The following is a 16,452-nucleotide window of genomic DNA, read 5'->3' on the forward strand; positions in this document are numbered from 1 at the left end:
ATCAACCTTTATTCACCGGACCCGAAGTAGAATGGACCGATCATTGACGAGAAGGGACAAGGTTACCATGCGCGCACTGAACCGCCTTTTGCTGGCCAGCCTGCTGGCAGTCGCCCCGGTCGCCACGTTCGCCGCCGACGAGCCATCCGGCGAGCCGGACATCACCATCCGCCAGGAAGGCGACAAGACCATCCAGGAATACCGCGTCAACGGTTTCCTCTATGCCATCAAGGTCACCCCGAAGAACGGCAAGCCATACTTCCTGGTTCGCGCCGATGGCGAAAGCAACTTCGTTCGCTCCGACTATCCCGACATGCTGATCCCGGCCTGGGAAATCTTCAGCTGGTAGCACCAAGAACCCCCGTAACAAGGTAGTCCCATGTCTGTATTCACCCCGCTCGAACGTCCGGAACTGGAAGTCTTCCTCGCGCCCTACGGGCTGGGACGGCTGAAGGATTTCCAGGGTATCGCCGAAGGCTCCGAGAACAGCAACTTCTTCGTCAGCCTGGAACAGGGTGAATACGTGCTGACCCTGGTGGAGCGCGGCCCCAGCCACGACCTGCCGTTCTTCATCGAACTGCTCGACGTGCTCCACGACGCCGGCCTGCCGGTGCCCTACGCCCTGCGCACCGAGGGCGGCGAGGCCCTGCGCGAGCTGGCGGAGAAACCCGCGCTGCTGCAACCGCGCCTGCCGGGCAAGCACGTGCACCAGCCCAACGCCCACCACTGCGCCGAAGTCGGCGCCTTGCTGGCGCGCCTGCACCTGGCCACCCGCGACCGGGTACTGGAGCGCAAGAGCGACCGCGGACTGGACTGGATGCTCGGCGAAGGTCCGTCCCTGGCCCTGCAGCTGGACGAGACCGCGCTGCCGCTGCTGCGCGATGCGCTGAAGGAAATCGGCGAACTCAAGGCGCGTTTCCTCGCCCTGCCACGGGCCAACCTGCACGCCGACCTGTTCAAGGACAACGTGCTGTTCGACGGCACCCACCTTTCCGGGGTGATCGACTTCTACAACGCCTGCGCAGGTCCCATGCTCTATGACCTGGCCATCTGCCTGAACGATTGGTGCTCGGATGAAGAGGGTCGCCTCGACGCCCACCTCGCCCGTGCACTGCTCGGCGCCTATGCCGCGCTGCGCCCATTCACCGCCGCCGAGGCCGAACTCTGGCCCACCGCCCTGCGCATCGCCTGCGTGCGTTTCTGGCTGTCACGCCTGATCGCCGCCAATGCCTTCGCCGGGCAGGATGTGCTGATCCACGATCCGAATGTGTTCCAGAAGCGCCTGGCGCAGCGGCAGAAGGTCGAGGTGGCGTTGCCGTTTGCGCTCTGACTCCAGGGCGGCCGCGCTTTTCTGTAGGGGCGAATTCATTCGCCAAGCAGGCCGAAGGTCTGCCCCTGGAGACTCATGGGGCAGCTGCGCTGCCCTTGGCGAATGAATTCGCCCCTACAATGATCGCGCTATGCAACAGCTCCGAGCAGACATCCCTGTCGCGACCCCGTGCCCAAGCTGACCCCCGGCCCGGCCGTCCATGGCCGGTCGTTCGCCGGGGCAACGCATGCTCGATTGGCGTAAAGATTGAATCCGCAGCAGACATCCCTGTCGTCACTCCCCTGCCCAAGTTCAACCCCGGCCCGGCCATCCATGGCCGGTCGTTCGCCGGGGCAACGCATGCGTTGCCTGATCCGGCTCACCCACATTTCGAGTGGCCGCAGTTGAGGCAGGTGGCGCAGCCATCCATCTGCACCACCGCCTGGGTATTGCACTTGCCGCAGAGCTGGGCGCCGGCAGGGAAGCCTTCGCCGGGCTCGGCGGTGGTGGTGCCCAGGCTGGCTTCGTAGGCGGCGCGCTTCTCGGCCAGGTAGAGCTTGTGCTCCTCGTCCAGCTTCTGGCCTTCCATCAGGCCGATGGCCACCAGATGACGCTCCAGCACCGCGCCTATCTCGGCCACCAGCGACGGCATGTACACCCCGCCACGCTTGAGGTAGCCGCCGCGCGGGTCGAACACCGCCTTCAGCTCCTCCACCAGGAAGGTGCAGTCGCCACCCTTGCGGAACACCGCCGACATGATGCGGGTGAGGGCGACTATCCACTGGAAGTGCTCCATGCCCTTGGAGTTGATGAAGATCTCGAAGGGCCGGCGCTGCTCGAAGGCGGTTCCGGGATTCAGCACGATGTCGTTGATGGTCACGTAGAGCGCATGCTCGAACAGCGGCGACTTGATCTTGTAGGTGGCGCCAACCAGGGTCTCCGGACGCTGCAGGGTCTCGTCCATCTGCACCACGGATGCCGCCTCCTCGGCGGCCTTGCGGGCCTGCTCCTGGTCCAGGTCCACCAGGCTGAAGCCCTTGATCTTCTTCTCGATCTTCAGGGTCATGACGGCCTCCGCTCGTTCAGTACTTGCCGTAATAGCCTTCCTTCAGGGCCTCGAACAGGTTGGCGGCGGTGTGCACTTCGCCGTCGTATTCCACCTCTTCGTTGCCGCGCAGCTCCACCAGGGTGCCGTCCTCCAGCTCGAAGCGGTAGACGGTCCTGGCCAGGTCCGCGTCCTTCACCAGCACGCCCTGGAAGGCTGCGGGATTGAAGCGGAATGTGGTGCAGCCCTTGAGCCCCTGGTGCCAGGCGCGCAGATAAATGTCCTTGAAGGCCTCGAAGGGGAAATCGGTGGGTACGTTGGCGGTCTTGGAGATGGACGAGTCGACCCACTTCTGCGCCGCCGCCTGCATGTCCACATGCTCGGCAGGGGTGATGTCATCGGCACTGACGAAGTAGTCCGGCAATCGCTGGGCCGGGTGTTCGGCATCCGGCCGTGCCCGGCTGTTGACCAGGGCGCGATAGGCCAGCAGTTCGTAACTGCACACGTCGATCTTCTCCTTGGTCTTGCGCCCGGGGCGGATCAGGTTGCGTGAATACTGGTGGGCGTAGCTCGGCTCGATACCGTTGGAAGCGTTGTTCCCCAGGCTCAGGCTGATGGTGCCGGTGGGCGCGATGGAACTGTGGTGGGTGAAACGCGCGCCCACCTCGGCCAGCTCGGCCACCAGTTCCGGCGCGTACTCGGCGATCCGCTGCATGTAGCGGGAATAGCGGGCGTGGAGAATGCGCCCGGGCACCCGGTCGCCGGCCTTGTAGCCGTCGTCCGCCATCTCCGGGCGCTTGCGCAGCATGGCGGCGGTCACCTCGTAATCCTGCAGCAGGATGGGCGCGGGGCCTTTCTCCCTGGCCAGCTCCAGGGCCACCTGCCAGCCGGCCAGGGCCATTTCCCGCGCCACCTCCTCGGTGAACACGCAGGCCTCGGTGCTGCCATAGCGCAGCCGCAGCAGCGCCAGGGCCGAACCCAGGCCGAGAAAGCCCATGCCGTGGCGGCGCTTGCCGAGAATTTCCTCGCGCTGCTGTGCCAGTGGCAGGCCGTTGATCTCCACCACGTTGTCGAGCATCCGGGTGAATACCCGCACCACGGAGCGGAAGCGCTCCCAGTCGAAATGCGCATCCTCGCCGAAGGGTTCCTCGACGAAGGCGGTGAGGTTGATCGAGCCGAGCAGGCAGGAGCCATAGGGCGGCAGGGGTTGCTCGCCACAGGGGTTGGTGGCGCGGATCGCCTCGCACCACCAGTTGTTGTTCAGCTCGTTGACCCGGTCGATGAGGATGAAGCCGGGCTCGGCGAAATCGTAGGTGGAGACCATGATCATGTCCCACAGGTGCCGGGCCTGGACGCGCCCGTAGACCTTGCAGGCCACCAGGCCGTCCTCGCGGGTGATGTAGCCCTCGTGCAGCGGCCAGTCGCGCCAGATCACCTGGGTCGGGTCGTGGAAGTCCAGTTCGTCCCGTTCCTTGGGGTGCACCGGGTAGAGCAGCGGCCATTCGGTGTCGTTCTCCACCGCGTGCATGAAGGCGTCGCTGACCAGCAGGCTGAGGTTGAACTGGCGCAGCCGGCCGTCCTCGCGCTTGGCGCGGATGAACTCGCGCACATCCGGGTGGCAGACGTCGAAGGTGCCCATCTGGGCGCCGCGGCGCCCGCCGGCGGAGCTCACGGTGAAGCACATCTTGTCGTAGATATCCATGAAGGACAGCGGCCCGCTGGTTTGCGCGCCGGCCCCGGAGACGTAGGCGCCACGCGGACGCAGGGTGCTGAATTCATAGCCGATGCCGCAACCGGCCTTGAGGGTGAGCCCGGCTTCATGAACCTTGCCGAGGATGTCGTCCATGGAGTCGCGGATGGTGCCCGAGACGGTGCAATTGATGGTCGAAGTGGCGGGCTTGAAGTCCTGGGCGCCGGCATTGGAGATGATCCGCCCGGCGGGCACCGCGCCATTGCGCAGGGCCCAGAGGAAGCGTTCGTACCAGTGCTCGCGAGCCGCGGCGTCGGCCTCCACCTCGGACAGGGCACGGGCCACGCGCTGCCAGGTGGCGTCCGGGGTAAGGTCGATGGGGGTGCCGTCCTTGTGCTTGAGCCGGTACTTGCTGTCCCAGATGTCCTCCGACGCCGCCTGCAAGGCGATGCCGTGATTACCCTGGACCTGCTTGGGTGTCCCCGTCCTGGCCATCCGCTGCCCTCCGTCGATGAAGAGTCCAGACTAGTCCGACCACGAATGCCGGCCGCTGATCCACATCAATGCGGCCCGCAGCCCCTCTCTCACCTTAGCAGGCGGTGCTTCGGGCACCGCCGGGACGCACACCCGCGCAACACGACCTGTAGGGTGGACCACGCTTCACCGGTCCACCATCCAAGGCCTGGCATGGCACCGCTGGTGGATGGAAAAGCGCCATCCACCCTACGGAGTTACGGCGTTGCCATCCCGATCGAAATCAGAGCGCTTCCAGGCACCCCGCCAGGCCATCGCCCAGGTTCTGCAGCAGGGTCTCGTAGCCATTGGCGGCCACCGGCGCGTTCGTGCCCAGGGCATCCAGTTCGGCCAGGCGCACCGGCAGGCCCTCGGTCAGGGTCTCGGCCAGGCGCGGGCGCGCCGGCGGTTCGCTGAACACGCAACTGGGGCCGGCCTTCTGCAGCCGCTGGCGCATGGCGGCGACATGGCGGGCACCGGGCTGCACTTCGCCGGCGACGCTGAACACACCGGCATGGCGCAGGCCGTAGGCCGCCTCGAAATAGTCGAAGGCTTCGTGGAAGACGAAGAAGGGTTTGCCGGCCACCTTGGCCATGCGCGCCTTGAGCTTGGCATCGAGCCGGTCGAGGCGGCCTTCGAAGGCCTTCAGGTTGGCCTGGTAGCGGGCGGCATTGGCCGGGTCGACGGCGGCCAGGTCGGCGGCCATGCGCGCCGCCATCACCCGTGCGTTGGCCGGCAACAGCCAGAGGTGGGCGTCCACGGAACCGGGGCGGTGATCGTGGTCGTGCTCATGTTCGTCGTGCTCGCCTTCGTGCTCGTCGTGCAGCGCTTCGAAGTGGCGCAGAGTCATGCCGGGTTCGCCATGCAGCGCCACGCTGGGCTTGTCGCGCCCCTGCAGCACGCGAGGCAGGAAGCCTTCCAGGTCGGGGCCGACCCAGTAGAACAGGTCCGCCTCGCGCACCCGGCGCACATCCGATGGGCGCAGGGCGTACTGGTGCGGCGAAGCACCGGGAGGCAGCAGCACGTCGGGCTGGCCGGCGCCGTCCTGCACGGCGGCGGCGATCAGTTGCAGCGGCTTGATGCTGGTGAGCAGGCGCACATCGGCCTGGGCGTGGATCGCACAGGTACTCAGGAGAACGCAGACGAATAGACGGAGCACGGCACAGACTCGGCGGGAAAAGAGTTATAGAATAACGTCTCTTTCTCCAGACGTCGCCGCCGCCATGCTCAAGCCGATCAGCGCAAAAGCCCCCCTGGCCTGTCGCCCCCACGACCATTCCCATTGCGTGTCCAACGCCCTGGCCGAGGCCGACGCCATCTGCAGCCGCCAGGGCCTGCGCCTGACCGCCCTGCGCAAGCGCGTGCTGGAGCTGGTCTGGCAGAGCCACAAGCCGCTGGGGGCCTACGACATCCTTGGCGTGCTGGCCGAGGAAGACGGCCGCCGTGCGGCGCCGCCCACGGTCTACCGCGCCCTGGACTTTCTCCTGGAGAACGGCCTGGTGCACCGCATCGCCTCGCTCAACGCCTTCGTCGGCTGCAACCACCCGGGCGAAGCGCACCAGGGCCAGTTCCTGATTTGCCGCAATTGCCAGACCGCCATCGAGCTGGAACAGCCGAGCATCAGCCAGGCCATAGTCGAGAGCGCGAAATCCGTGGGCTTCGCCGTCGAAGGCCAGACCGTGGAGATCGTCGGCCTCTGCGCCAGCTGCCAGGTGGCGGCATGAGCGAGGTGCTGATCCGCCTCGACAAGGTCGGCGTCGACTTCGCCGGCCAGCCGGTCCTGCAGGACGTGCGCCTGGAAGTGAAGGCCGGGGAGATCGTCACCCTGATCGGCCCCAACGGCGCCGGCAAGACCACCCTGGTGCGCGCCGTGCTCGGCCTGCTCAAGCCGGACAGCGGCGAAGTCTGGCGCAAGCCGCGCCTGCATATCGGCTACATGCCGCAGAAGCTCCAGGTGGACGCCACCCTGCCGCTCACCGTGCTGCGCTTCCTGCGCCTGGTGCCGGGCGTCGACCGCAAGGCCGCCCTCGCCGCGCTGGATGAAGTGGGGGCCGCCCAGGTGATCGACAGCCCCCTGCAGAACATCTCCGGCGGCGAGTTGCAGCGCGTGCTGCTGGCCCGCGCCCTGCTGCGCGAGCCCGAGTTGCTGGTGCTGGACGAGCCGGTGCAGGGCGTCGACGTCGCCGGCCAGGCCGAGCTCTACCGCCTGATCAGCCGCCTGCGCGACCGCCACGGCTGCGGCGTGCTGATGGTCTCCCACGACCTGCACCTGGTGATGAGCGCCACCGACCAGGTGGTCTGCCTGAACCGCCATGTCTGCTGCTCCGGCCACCCGGAGCAGGTCAGCGGCGATCCGGCCTTCGTCGAGCTGTTCGGCCAGGACGCCAAGAGCCTGGCCGTCTACCACCACCACCACGACCATGCCCACGACCTGCATGGCGAAGTGGTGAAGACCCCCTTCCCCAGCGGCACCCGTTTCACTCCCGTCCACCAGCACGGCCCCGACTGCAACCATGGCTGATTTCCTGCTCAACGCTCTGCTCGCCGGCCTCGCCCTGGCCCTGGTAGCCGGCCCCCTCGGCTCCTTCGTGGTCTGGCGGCGCATGGCCTATTTCGGCGACACCCTGTCCCACGCCGCGCTGCTCGGCGTGGCCCTCGGCCTGATGCTGGACGTCAGCCCGACACTGGCGGTGACCGTCGGCTGCGTGCTGCTCGCCGTGCTGCTGGTGACCCTGCAACAGCGCCAGCCGCTGGCCTCCGATACCCTGCTGGGCATCCTCGCCCACAGCACCCTGTCCCTCGGCCTGGTGGTGCTGAGCTTCATGAGCGAGGTGCGCATCGACCTCATGGCCTACCTCTTCGGCGACCTGCTGGCGGTGAGCCCGACGGATCTCGCCTGGATTCTCGGCGGCAGCGCCCTGGTGCTGCTGGTGCTGATCCCCATGTGGCGGCCGTTGCTGGCCATCACCGTGCACGAGGAACTGGCGCGGGTGGAGGGCCTGCCGGTGGCCGCCATCCGCCTCGCCCTGATGCTGCTGATCGCGGTGGTGATAGCCGTGGCGATGAAGATTGTCGGGGTGCTGCTGATCACCTCGCTGCTGATCATCCCCGCGGCCGCCGCCCAGCGCCATGCCCGCAGCCCGGAGCAGATGGCCCTGGGCGCCAGCCTGCTGGGGCTGATGGCGGTCTGCGCCGGCCTGGCGCTGTCCTGGTACAAGGACACCCCGGCGGGCCCGTCCATAGTGGTCTCCGCCGCCAGCCTGTTCCTCGTCAGCTTCGCCTTGCCACGGCGCACCTGACGGGACGCGGCCGGGCACCCCGGGATGCCTCCGGAAACGCCATCCCGGCGTCCGATTCGCCCTGCCTTTTTGTCCTGTCGGCCAGGCCCGTGTAGAATCGCGCGTTTTTTGAGCAATCAGAGACCCAACGGAATGAAGCTGTTCGCCACTCGTTGCCTGCCTGTTGTCGCCTTTTCCCTGCTGCTGGCCGCCTGTCAGACCGCCCAGCAAGCGGCCAAAGAGCCAACGGACGAGTTGCTCGGCAGCTTCAGTCAACTCGACCGGGAACTCTCCGAAGGCAAGCTCAACGAGGCCGAAGTCCATCTCAAGCGCCTGGAGGACAATGCCATCGGCGATAGCCGACTGGCGCAATACCAGCGTCGGCTGGCCGACGCCTGGCTGAAGCGCGGCCAGGCCGCCCTGCAGCAAGGCGACCTGGACAACGCCACCAAGGCCCTGAGCCACGCCCGCAGTCTGATGCCCCGGGCCCCGGCCCTGACCACCGGGTTGAACGACGCCCTCGACACGGCCCGCGACGACGGCCAGGCACCGCGACTGGTGCACTGAACGCGCCAGCCGCCGGCGTCTAGACTGCCAGGAGTCCGTCTGTCACTTATTCCCCGATGCTATAGCCATAGGTCCAGAAAGATTTTCTGTGCCTATGCGGCAGCAGGTAAACTTGCCGGTTTTTAGCCGATCCGGCTAACGACGAGCCCACAAGGTTTCCGCAGTGATCGAATTCCATGACGTCCACAAGGCGTACCGCGTCGAAGGCCGCGAAATCCCGGCCCTGCAGCCGACCGACCTCGCCATCCAGCGCGGTGAAGTGTTCGGCCTGATCGGCCACTCGGGCGCCGGCAAGAGTACCCTGCTGCGCCTGATCAACCGCCTCGAAGAACCCACCGGCGGTCGCATCGTCATCGACGGTGAAGAGGTCACGGCCCTGGACAGCGAAGGCCTGCGTCGCTTCCGCCAGCGCGTCGGCATGATCTTCCAGCACTTCAATCTGCTGGCGTCCAAGACCGTTGCCGAGAACGTCGGCCTGCCGCTGAAGCTGGCCGGCGAACTGTCCCGCGCCGAGATCGATCGCCGCGTCGCCGAGCTGCTCGCCCGCGTCGGTCTCAGCGACCACGCCCGCAAGTACCCGGCGCAGCTCTCCGGCGGCCAGAAGCAGCGCGTCGGCATCGCCCGCGCCCTGGCTACCCAGCCGAAGATCCTGCTCTGCGACGAGGCCACCAGTGCCCTCGACCCGCAGACCACCGCCTCGGTGCTGCAACTGCTGGCGGAGATCAACCGCGAACTGAAACTCACCATCGTCCTCATCACCCACGAGATGGACGTGATCCGCCGGGTCTGCGACCGCGTGGCGGTGATGGACGGCGGCGTCATCGTCGAGCAAGGCGCGGTAGCGGACGTGTTCCTCCATCCGCAGCACCCCACCACCCAGCGCTTCGTGCTGGAAGACGAGCAGGTGGATGAGGGCGAGCAGCGCGACGACTTCGCCCACGTCAGCGGCCGCATCCTGCGCCTGACCTTCCGCGGCGAAGCCACCTATGCCCCGCTGCTGGGCACCGTGGCGCGACAGACCGGGGTGGACTACAGCATCCTGGCCGGACGCATCGACCGCATCAAGGACACCCCCTACGGCCAGCTGACCCTGGCCCTGACCGGCGGCGACATAGATGCCGCGCTTGGCTGCTTCCGCGAGGCGGACGTGCACCTGGAGATCCTGCGCTGATGGACGCCCTGCTCGCCAATATCGACTGGTACGAAATCTGGCTCGCCACCCTCGACACCTTCCTGATGCTCGGTGGCTCGCTGCTGTTCACCGTGCTGCTGGGCCTGCCGCTCGGCGTGCTGCTGTTCCTCACCGGGCCACGCCAGCTGTTCGAGCAGAAGGCGGTCTACGGCCTGCTGTCGCTGCTGGTGAACGTGCTGCGCTCGCTGCCCTTCATCATCCTGCTGATCGTGATGATCCCCTTCACCGTGTTCATCACCGGCACCTCCCTGGGTGTCGCCGGCGCCATTCCGCCGCTGGTGGTGGGTGCCACACCCTTCTTCGCGCGCCTGGTGGAAACCGCCCTGCGCGAGGTGGACCGCGGCATCCTCGAAGCCACCCAGGCCATGGGCGCCACCACCGGCCAGATCATCTGGAACGCCCTGTTGCCGGAAGCGCGGCCGGGCATCTTCGCCGCCATCACCGTCACCGCCATCACCCTGGTGTCCTACACCGCCATGGCCGGCGTGGTGGGCGCGGGCGGCCTCGGCGACCTGGCCATCCGCTTCGGCTACCAGCGCTTCCAGACCGACGTGATGGTGGTCACCGTGATCCTGCTGCTGGTGCTGGTCCAGATCCTGCAAACCGTCGGCGACAAGCTGGTGGTGCACTTCTCCCGTAAATGACCTGGCGCTGGCGCCAGTTGCGCCGGCCCCCAAGACTGCCCACAAGGAGCCCGCTCATGAAGAAACTGCTGGTGGCCTTCGCCGCCCTGACCGCCCTCACCGCCCAGGCCGACACCCTGAAAGTGGCCGCCACCCCGGTGCCCCATGCCGAGATCCTCGAGTTCATCAAGCCGCAGCTGGCCAAGGAAGGCGTGGACCTGCAGGTGAAGGTCTTCACCGATTACGTGCAGCCCAACGTGCAGGTCGCCGAAGGCCGCCTGGACGCCAACTTCTTCCAGCACCAACCCTACCTCGACGAGTTCAACAAGGCCCGCCAGACCAAGGTGAAGCTGGAGACCGTGACCGGCGTGCACATCGAGCCCTTCGGCGCCTACTCCAGCAAGGTGAAATCCCTGTCCGAGCTGCCCGAAGGCGCCCAGGTGGTCATCCCCAACGACGCCACCAACGGCGGCCGTGCCCTGCTGCTGCTGGACAAGGCCGGGGTGATCAAGCTGAAGGACAACACCAGCATCACCGCCACGCCGAAGGACATCGTGGAGAACCCGAAGCGCATCAAGATCCGCGAACTGGAAGCCGCCACCCTGCCGCGCGTGCTGAACCAGGTGGACCTGGCGCTGATCAACACCAACTACGCGCTGGAAGCCAAGCTGAACCCCACCAAGGACGCCCTGGTGATCGAAGGTTCCGACTCGCCCTACGTGAACATCCTGGTGGCCCGCGACGACAACAAGGCCAGCGCCGACATGCAGAAACTGGCCGCCGCCCTGCACAGCCCCGAGGTGAAGAAGTTCATCGAGGAGAAGTACAAGGGCGCCGTGGTGCCGGCGTTCTGATCGCCTAGCGCCGAATGAAAAAGCCCGCTCATCGAGCGGGCTTTTTTGTGGGCGCCTGTAGGGGCGAATTCATTCGCCAACGGTTGCGAAGCAACCCCACGAAATCTCGAGGGCACGCCTGCGGCGTGCTTGGCGAATGAATTCGCCCCTACAAGATGTTCGCCATAGCCGCTCAGCCCTTCGGCGCCACCAGCTCCGGCAGCTGCTCCTTGAGCTTCTGGTTGTTCAGCGGCGAGCGGATGAAGCCGCGCTGGGTGCCGTCCGGGCCCAGGACCACCAGGTTGCCGCTGTGGTCCACGGTGTAGTTCTCCTTGCTGGTGTCGGCCGGGATGAAGGGGATGCTCACGGCGTTGGCCAGCTTCTGCAGGGTCGGCTCATCGGCGGTGATGCCGACGAAAGTCGGGTCGAAGTAGCCCAGGTACTGCTTGATCTGCTGCGGGGTGTCGCGGTTGGGGTCGACGCTGACGAAGACGAAGCGCAGGTTGTCCTGCGCCTGCTGCGGCAGGAGGCCCTTGAGTTCACGCATCTGCGCCAGGGTGGTGGGACAGATGTCCGGGCAGAAGGTGTAGCCGAAGAACACCAGGCTCCACTTGTCCTTGAACTGGTCCACCGCGACCTTGGCGCCGTTCTGGTCGACCATCTCCAGCGCCGGCAGGGTGCGGCTCTGGGGCAGCAGGACGATGCCGGCGTCGAGCAGCTTGGTGGGGTCGGCCTGGCGCTCGCCGTTGAGCACCCGGTGCACGGTGAGTCCCAGCACCACCGCGACCAGGGCAACGAGGACGAAAACGGTTTTCTGGATTCTGGTCATAGGTTCAGCAACAGGTAGTGGTCCACCAGCAGGGCGATGAACAGCAGGAAGAGGTAGGCGATAGAGTACTTGAAGGTCCTGATCGCCGCGTGCGGTTTGCTGTCACGGTACAGCACCCAGGCCCACTGCAGGAAGCGGGCGCCCAGGGCCACGGCGCAGGCCAGGTAGAGCAGGCCGCTCATGTGGATGGCATAGGGCAACAGGCTCACGGCGAACATCACCAGGGTGTAGAGCAGGATATGCACCTTGGTGTACTGCTCGCCGTGGGTCACCGGCAGCATGGGGATGTCGGCCTTGGCGTACTCGGCCTTGCGGTGGATGGCCAGGGCCCAGAAGTGCGGCGGGGTCCAGGCGAAGATGATCAGCACCAGCAGCAGCGGCTCGGCCGACAGATGGCCGGTGACCGCGACCCAGCCCAGCAGCGGCGGCGCCGCGCCGGCCAGGCCGCCGATAACGATGTTCTGCGGCGTGGCGCGCTTGAGGAAGCCGGTGTAGAGCACCGCGTAACCCACCAGGGAAGCCAGGGTCAGCCAGGCGGTCAGTTCATTGGTGAAGGCCAGCAGCAGGGCCTGGCCGGCCACCGCCAGGACGAAGGCGAAGGCCAGGGCCGCAGCCGGCGAGACGCGGCCGTTGACCACCGGGCGCTTGAGGGTGCGCGCCATGATCGAATCGATGCGCCGGTCCACCACATGGTTGACCGCCGCCGCCGCGCCGGCGCAAAGGCCGATGCCGAGGTTGCCGAACAGCAGCACCTCCCAGGGCACCCCGGCACGGGTGGCGAGGAACATGCCGACCAGGGAGGTGATCAGCATCAGCACCACCACCTTGGGCTTGGTCAGTTCCAGGTAGTCGCGCCAGCTGGCGCGGGCTTCGCTGTGTCCTTGGCTGAGCAGAGTGGCCATGGCGTGTTCTCCTTATTTGCTGTGCGGGGTGAGTACCGCAGGAGCGAGCTCTGCTCGCGAATCCTCGGTAACCCCACGTTCGCGAGCAGAGCTCGCTCCTACCAGAAAAGCCGGGCTGCGCACCCGGTAATTCAGCGAGACCAGCACCAGCAGCAGCAGGGCGCCGCCGCCGTTGTGGGCCACCGCCACCGGCAGCGGCAGGTGGAAGACCACGTTGCTGATGCCCAGGCCCACCTGCAGGCCCAGGGCTGCCAGCAACAGCCCGGCCAGGCGCGGCAGGCCGGCGCGGCGCAACTGCCAGGCGAGCACCAGCAGCACCAGGGTCACCGCCAGGGCACCGAGGCGGTGGGTCATGTGGATGGCGGTGCGGGCGTCGCTGTCCAGCTGGCCGCCCAGGTAGTTGGGGCCGATGTGCTGGGTGAGGTGGAAACCGTTGGCGAAATCCATCGCCGGCCACCACTGGCCGTGGCAGGTGGGCAGGTCGACGCAGGCCACCGCCGCGTAGTTGGAGCTGACCCAGCCGCCCAGGGCGATCTGCCCGATCACCAGCGCCAGCCCCAGCGCCGCCCAGCGCCGCAGCCGTGCCGGCAATTCGAGGGGCGGGAAGGCGTTGGACAGGCGCAAGCTCAATAGCAGCAGCAGCGACAGGGTGGTGAAACCGCCCAGCAGGTGCGCCGTGACCACCTGGGGCCAGAGCTGCAGGGTCACGGTCCACATGCCGAAGGCCGCCTGGGCGATGACCACGCCCAGCAGCAGCAGCGGCAGCTTCAGCGGTTGCCCGTCGCGGCCGCGCAGGCGCAAGGCGTGGATGGCCAGGCCGAGGATCACCAGGCCGAGGGTGCCGGCGAAGTAGCGGTGGACCATCTCGTTCCAGCCCTTCTCGGCCTCCACCGGTGCGTGGGGGAAGTTGGCCTCGGCGTGGGCCAGTTGGGCCTCGGACTGCGGCACGCCGATGAAGCCGTAGCAGCCGGGCCAGTCGGGGCAACCGAGGCCGGCGTGGGTCAGGCGGGTATAGGCGCCCAGCAGCACCACCACCAGCGCCAGCAGGGTGGCGAACAGGGCGAGGCGGAATCCGGGCCGGTTCTTGTAGGTATCCACAGCAGCCGCTCCTCACCTTTCCGGGGAAAGGGGTCGTTCAACCGATATTGGAAAGCTTCAGCAGGTGGCGCAGGTCGTTGAGGATCTGCTTGCCCTTGACGGTGCCGTCGTAGCGCAGCACCAGGTTGCCGTGGGGGTCGACTATCCACAGCTGGGCGCTGCCGAGGTTGTCGGTGGCCTTGCCGTAGGCGGCGGCATCCAGGCCATGGCGCTTGAGCTGCGGATACTCCTGCTCGAGCTTCGTGGCGTAATCAGCCGGCACCTCGGTAGTGGCCAGGGCGTGGCTGGCGCGGGAGGCGTCGCGGCCCAGGCCGATATGGATTTGCCGTGCGGCATAGACCAGCTGCTGGCAATCCTCCAGGCAACCCGCGGGGGCGGTGACCAGCAACTGCCAGGTTTCCGCCGGCGCCACGTCCCGCACGCCGAGGTCGGCGAGACTCTGGCCATTGCCGATCAGCATGCCGTGGTAGCTGCGGCCTTCCGGCACCCAGAAGCTGAACTTGTACATGGCGGTGGCGAGCATCATCGGGCCGATCACCACCATCAGGATCAGCAGCAGCTGGATGCGCCCACGGCGGCGCGGTGGCGCGGTCTCAGGCATGGCGAGTGCTGGGTTCATTGTCGTTCTCCCGTCCTTTGCGCAGTCCGTAATAGATAAAGAGGCCGAGCAGGGCCGCCGCCAGGGCGAACCACTGCACGGCATAACCGAGATGTTTTTCCGGCCCCATGGCGACCACCCGCCAATCGGCGCGGTAGGCCGCCGGACCTTCCTCCAGGCGCAGCTCCAGGGGCAGGCCGTTGCGCCCCAGGTGCTGCCAGAGGGCGGCAGCGTCCACCTGGTTGACCAGTTGCGGCCAGCCGGAGGCTTGCGGGTGCTCGAGTTCGAAGGCCGCGCCCGTCGGCACGTAGGCCCAGGCGATCAGCTCCTGCACGCTGTCCGGGGTGCTGAAGACTGGCGCCACGCGGCGGTCCGGCCAGGGCAGCCAGCCACGATTGACCAGCAGCCACTGCCCGCTGCTGGCCTGGAAGGGTTGCAGCAGTTCGACGCCGGCCTTGCCATCGCGGATGCGGCTGTCCAGCAGCAGACTGTGTGCGGCGTCGAAATGACCGTGCAGGCGCACGCGCAGGTAGGCGGGATCGGGGCTGGCGGTGAGTTGTTCGACCTCGACCGGCGCGGCGATGCGCCGGGCATCGAAGGCGGCCAGCAGCTGGCGTTTCTCCTCGGCGCGGGACAGTTGCCAGAAACCCAGCCCCAGCAGCACCGGCAGCAGGGCGAGCACCACCAGGGTCGGGGCGAGGCCCGGCCGGAAGGCGCTCATGGCCGCCGTCCGTGAGGCTGAACAGGGCTGGCTATACTGCACAACATCCCCCTTCCCCCGGAGTCACGCATGCTCAAGGCTGCGATCGTCCTCATGTTGCTTGCCACGGTGGTCAGCCTGTTCAGCGGCCTTTTCTTCCTGGTCAAGGACGAAGGTCGCAGCTCCCGCGTGGTCAATGCGCTAACGGTTCGCGTGATCCTGGCCGCCCTGACCCTGGCGCTCATCGCCTGGGGGTTCTACAGCGGCCAGTTCGTTTCCCAAGTCACCTGGTGAAGCAAGCTGGAAGCTAGAAGCCTGAAGCCGAAAGCGAGCGCCCCCCTGCACCAATTCCAGCTTCAAGCTTCCGGCCTCCAGCGTCAGAGCACGTAGACGAAGGTGAACAGGCCAATCCAGACCACATCCACGAAGTGCCAGTACCAGGCCGCCGCCTCGAAGCCGAAGTGGTGGTCGGCGTCGAAGTGGCCGCGCAGGATGCGCACCAGCATCACCGTCAGGATCAGCGCCCCCATCGTCACGTGGGCGCCGTGGAAGCCGGTGAGCATGAAGAAAGTGGCGCCGTAGATGCCCGACCCCAGGGTCAACCCCAGTTCCTTGTAGGCGTGGATGTATTCCTCGGCCTGGAAGCCCAGGAAGGTCACGCCCAGCAGGATGGTCAGCGCCAGCCAGGCCTTGAGCGGGCCGCGCTTGTTCTTGCGCAGGGCGTGGTGGGCGAAGGTCACGGTGAAGCTGGAGGACACCAGCAGGATGGTGTTGATCAATGGCAGGTGCCAGGGATCGATGATCGCCTTCGGCGGCGGGAACAGCTTGGCGTCGGGGTTGTTCATCGCCGGCCAGGCGAACTCGAAGCCGGGCCAGAGCATGTTGGCCAGGCCCTTGTCGCCTTCGCCGCCGAGCCAGGGCCCGGCGAAGTAGCGCACATAGAAAAGCGCGCCGAAGAAGGCGGCGAAGAACATCACTTCGGAGAAGATGAACCAGCTCATGCCCCAACGGAAGGAGCGGTCCATCTGCCCGCTGTAGAGGCCCGAGCGGCTCTCGCGGATCACATTGCCGAACCAGCCGAACATCATGTAGGCGATCAGCAGGCCGCCGACGAAGAAGATGATCGGCCCGTTGGAATCGGGGCGGTCGTACTTCATGTCGTTGAACCAGGTTCCCAGCCCGTACACCGTGGTCAGCAGGGCGATGGTGGCGATGATCGGCCACTTGCTCTGGGCCGGAACGTAATACTGCTCGTGACTAGCCATCGTTGTTGTT

At 66.7% G+C, this 16,452-nt stretch carries 19 protein-coding genes; 10 read left to right on the top strand and 9 right to left on the bottom strand.

Annotation, left to right across the window (positions count from 1 at the left end):
• Positions 1-67 precede the first annotated feature (67 nt).
• The gene (locus ACFPU0_RS10995; RefSeq protein WP_377693007.1) at positions 68-349 is read left to right on the top strand and encodes a DUF2782 domain-containing protein; all 282 of its coding nucleotides are present in this window, start codon (positions 68-70) and stop codon (positions 347-349) included.
• 30 nt (positions 350-379) lie between these two features.
• Positions 380-1,330 (top strand): homoserine kinase, encoded by a 951-nt coding sequence (locus ACFPU0_RS11000; protein WP_377693008.1) that lies wholly within the window; start codon positions 380-382, stop codon positions 1,328-1,330.
• A gap of 358 nt (positions 1,331-1,688) precedes the next feature.
• On the opposite strand, the gene ACFPU0_RS11005 is transcribed toward ACFPU0_RS11000, so the two are convergent.
• The 3 genes from ACFPU0_RS11005 to ACFPU0_RS11015 form a co-directional block, all read right to left on the bottom strand.
• Positions 1,689-2,375 carry an NrdJb gene (locus ACFPU0_RS11005; protein WP_377693009.1) on the bottom strand — a complete coding sequence of 229 codons (687 nt, stop codon included), beginning with the start codon at positions 2,373-2,375 and terminating at the stop codon, positions 1,689-1,691.
• A 16-nt stretch (positions 2,376-2,391) separates the two neighbouring features.
• The gene (locus ACFPU0_RS11010) at positions 2,392-4,539 is read right to left on the bottom strand and encodes an adenosylcobalamin-dependent ribonucleoside-diphosphate reductase (protein WP_377693010.1); all 2,148 of its coding nucleotides are present in this window, start codon (positions 4,537-4,539) and stop codon (positions 2,392-2,394) included.
• A 262-nt stretch (positions 4,540-4,801) separates the two neighbouring features.
• Positions 4,802-5,716 carry a zinc ABC transporter substrate-binding protein gene (locus ACFPU0_RS11015; RefSeq protein WP_377693011.1) on the bottom strand — a complete coding sequence of 305 codons (915 nt, stop codon included), beginning with the start codon at positions 5,714-5,716 and terminating at the stop codon, positions 4,802-4,804.
• Between the two features lie 64 nt (positions 5,717-5,780).
• On the opposite strand from ACFPU0_RS11015, the gene zur reads away from it, so the two are divergent.
• From zur to ACFPU0_RS11050, 7 genes are all read left to right on the top strand, one after another.
• Positions 5,781-6,281, top strand: a complete 501-nt coding sequence (gene zur / locus ACFPU0_RS11020; protein ID WP_377693012.1) for a zinc uptake transcriptional repressor Zur — start codon at positions 5,781-5,783, stop codon at positions 6,279-6,281.
• Complete coding sequence (gene znuC / locus ACFPU0_RS11025; RefSeq protein ID WP_377693013.1) at positions 6,278-7,078, top strand: zinc ABC transporter ATP-binding protein ZnuC; 801 nt, start codon at positions 6,278-6,280, stop codon at positions 7,076-7,078. The genes zur and znuC overlap by 4 nt, the downstream gene beginning before the upstream one ends.
• Entirely contained in the window at positions 7,071-7,856 is a 786-nt protein-coding gene (znuB, locus tag ACFPU0_RS11030; RefSeq protein WP_377693014.1) for a zinc ABC transporter permease subunit ZnuB, read from the top strand. The genes znuC and znuB overlap by 8 nt, the downstream gene beginning before the upstream one ends.
• Positions 7,857-7,988: 132 nt before the next feature.
• Positions 7,989-8,402 carry a hypothetical protein gene (locus ACFPU0_RS11035; RefSeq protein ID WP_377693015.1) on the top strand — a complete coding sequence of 138 codons (414 nt, stop codon included), beginning with the start codon at positions 7,989-7,991 and terminating at the stop codon, positions 8,400-8,402.
• Positions 8,403-8,565: 163 nt separating this feature from the next.
• Entirely contained in the window at positions 8,566-9,573 is a 1,008-nt protein-coding gene (locus tag ACFPU0_RS11040; RefSeq protein WP_377693016.1) for a methionine ABC transporter ATP-binding protein, read from the top strand.
• Positions 9,573-10,238, top strand: coding sequence for a methionine ABC transporter permease (locus ACFPU0_RS11045; protein ID WP_377693017.1), 666 nt, complete (start codon positions 9,573-9,575; stop codon positions 10,236-10,238). The genes ACFPU0_RS11040 and ACFPU0_RS11045 overlap by 1 nt, the downstream gene beginning before the upstream one ends.
• 56 nt (positions 10,239-10,294) lie before the next feature.
• Complete coding sequence (locus tag ACFPU0_RS11050; RefSeq protein WP_377693018.1) at positions 10,295-11,071, top strand: MetQ/NlpA family ABC transporter substrate-binding protein; 777 nt, start codon at positions 10,295-10,297, stop codon at positions 11,069-11,071.
• A gap of 172 nt (positions 11,072-11,243) precedes the next feature.
• Here the strand turns inward: ACFPU0_RS11050 and ACFPU0_RS11055 are convergent, their stop codons facing one another.
• The 5 genes from ACFPU0_RS11055 to ACFPU0_RS11075 are packed head-to-tail and all read right to left on the bottom strand — an operon-like array spanning position 11,244 to position 15,198.
• A complete protein-coding gene (locus ACFPU0_RS11055; RefSeq protein ID WP_377693019.1) occupies positions 11,244-11,879 on the bottom strand; it encodes an SCO family protein in 636 nt (211 codons plus the stop codon).
• On the bottom strand, positions 11,876-12,781 hold the full coding sequence (cyoE, locus tag ACFPU0_RS11060; RefSeq protein WP_377693020.1) for a heme o synthase: 906 nt from the start codon (positions 12,779-12,781) through the stop codon (positions 11,876-11,878). Before cyoE ends, ACFPU0_RS11055 begins: the two co-directional genes overlap by 4 nt.
• Before the next feature lie 12 nt (positions 12,782-12,793).
• Positions 12,794-13,879 carry a COX15/CtaA family protein gene (locus tag ACFPU0_RS11065; RefSeq protein ID WP_377693021.1) on the bottom strand — a complete coding sequence of 362 codons (1,086 nt, stop codon included), beginning with the start codon at positions 13,877-13,879 and terminating at the stop codon, positions 12,794-12,796.
• A gap of 37 nt (positions 13,880-13,916) precedes the next feature.
• Positions 13,917-14,498, bottom strand: a complete 582-nt coding sequence (locus ACFPU0_RS11070; RefSeq protein ID WP_377693022.1) for a hypothetical protein — start codon at positions 14,496-14,498, stop codon at positions 13,917-13,919.
• Positions 14,473-15,198, bottom strand: a complete 726-nt coding sequence (locus tag ACFPU0_RS11075) for an SURF1 family protein (protein WP_377693023.1) — start codon at positions 15,196-15,198, stop codon at positions 14,473-14,475. Before ACFPU0_RS11075 ends, ACFPU0_RS11070 begins: the two co-directional genes overlap by 26 nt.
• A gap of 69 nt (positions 15,199-15,267) precedes the next feature.
• Between ACFPU0_RS11075 and ACFPU0_RS11080 the strand changes: the two genes are divergently transcribed.
• A complete protein-coding gene (locus ACFPU0_RS11080) occupies positions 15,268-15,471 on the top strand; it encodes a twin transmembrane helix small protein (protein ID WP_377693025.1) in 204 nt (67 codons plus the stop codon).
• Positions 15,472-15,554: 83 nt separating this feature from the next.
• Here ACFPU0_RS11080 and ACFPU0_RS11085 read toward each other — a convergent pair whose 3' ends face one another.
• Positions 15,555-16,442 (bottom strand): cytochrome c oxidase subunit 3, encoded by an 888-nt coding sequence (locus ACFPU0_RS11085; RefSeq protein WP_377693026.1) that lies wholly within the window; start codon positions 16,440-16,442, stop codon positions 15,555-15,557.
• Positions 16,443-16,452: the final 10 nt, after the last annotated feature.

The organism is Pseudomonas sp. GCM10022186 (genome assembly GCF_042656385.1).
In the GTDB taxonomy this organism is placed as follows: Bacteria; Pseudomonadota; Gammaproteobacteria; order Pseudomonadales; family Pseudomonadaceae; genus Metapseudomonas.

What these genes read in the sequence shown, in the direction of transcription:
- ACFPU0_RS11075 (WP_377693023.1), bottom strand. Translation starts at nt 15,198, where the DNA reads ATGAGCGCCTTCCGGCCGGGCCTCGCCCCGACCCTGGTGGTGCTCGCC.
- ACFPU0_RS11080 (WP_377693025.1), top strand. Translation starts at nt 15,268, where the DNA reads ATGCTCAAGGCTGCGATCGTCCTCATGTTGCTTGCCACGGTGGTCAGC.
- ACFPU0_RS11035 (WP_377693015.1), top strand. Translation starts at nt 7,989, where the DNA reads ATGAAGCTGTTCGCCACTCGTTGCCTGCCTGTTGTCGCCTTTTCCCTG.
- ACFPU0_RS11050 (WP_377693018.1), top strand. Translation starts at nt 10,295, where the DNA reads ATGAAGAAACTGCTGGTGGCCTTCGCCGCCCTGACCGCCCTCACCGCC.
- ACFPU0_RS11000 (WP_377693008.1), top strand. Translation starts at nt 380, where the DNA reads ATGTCTGTATTCACCCCGCTCGAACGTCCGGAACTGGAAGTCTTCCTC.
- zur (WP_377693012.1), top strand. Translation starts at nt 5,781, where the DNA reads ATGCTCAAGCCGATCAGCGCAAAAGCCCCCCTGGCCTGTCGCCCCCAC.
- ACFPU0_RS11045 (WP_377693017.1), top strand. Translation starts at nt 9,573, where the DNA reads ATGGACGCCCTGCTCGCCAATATCGACTGGTACGAAATCTGGCTCGCC.
- ACFPU0_RS11010 (WP_377693010.1), bottom strand. Translation starts at nt 4,539, where the DNA reads ATGGCCAGGACGGGGACACCCAAGCAGGTCCAGGGTAATCACGGCATC.
- znuC (WP_377693013.1), top strand. Translation starts at nt 6,278, where the DNA reads ATGAGCGAGGTGCTGATCCGCCTCGACAAGGTCGGCGTCGACTTCGCC.
- ACFPU0_RS11070 (WP_377693022.1), bottom strand. Translation starts at nt 14,498, where the DNA reads ATGAACCCAGCACTCGCCATGCCTGAGACCGCGCCACCGCGCCGCCGT.
- znuB (WP_377693014.1), top strand. Translation starts at nt 7,071, where the DNA reads ATGGCTGATTTCCTGCTCAACGCTCTGCTCGCCGGCCTCGCCCTGGCC.
- cyoE (WP_377693020.1), bottom strand. Translation starts at nt 12,781, where the DNA reads ATGGCCACTCTGCTCAGCCAAGGACACAGCGAAGCCCGCGCCAGCTGG.
- ACFPU0_RS11055 (WP_377693019.1), bottom strand. Translation starts at nt 11,879, where the DNA reads ATGACCAGAATCCAGAAAACCGTTTTCGTCCTCGTTGCCCTGGTCGCG.
- ACFPU0_RS11085 (WP_377693026.1), bottom strand. Translation starts at nt 16,442, where the DNA reads ATGGCTAGTCACGAGCAGTATTACGTTCCGGCCCAGAGCAAGTGGCCG.
- ACFPU0_RS10995 (WP_377693007.1), top strand. Translation starts at nt 68, where the DNA reads ATGCGCGCACTGAACCGCCTTTTGCTGGCCAGCCTGCTGGCAGTCGCC.
- ACFPU0_RS11005 (WP_377693009.1), bottom strand. Translation starts at nt 2,375, where the DNA reads ATGACCCTGAAGATCGAGAAGAAGATCAAGGGCTTCAGCCTGGTGGAC.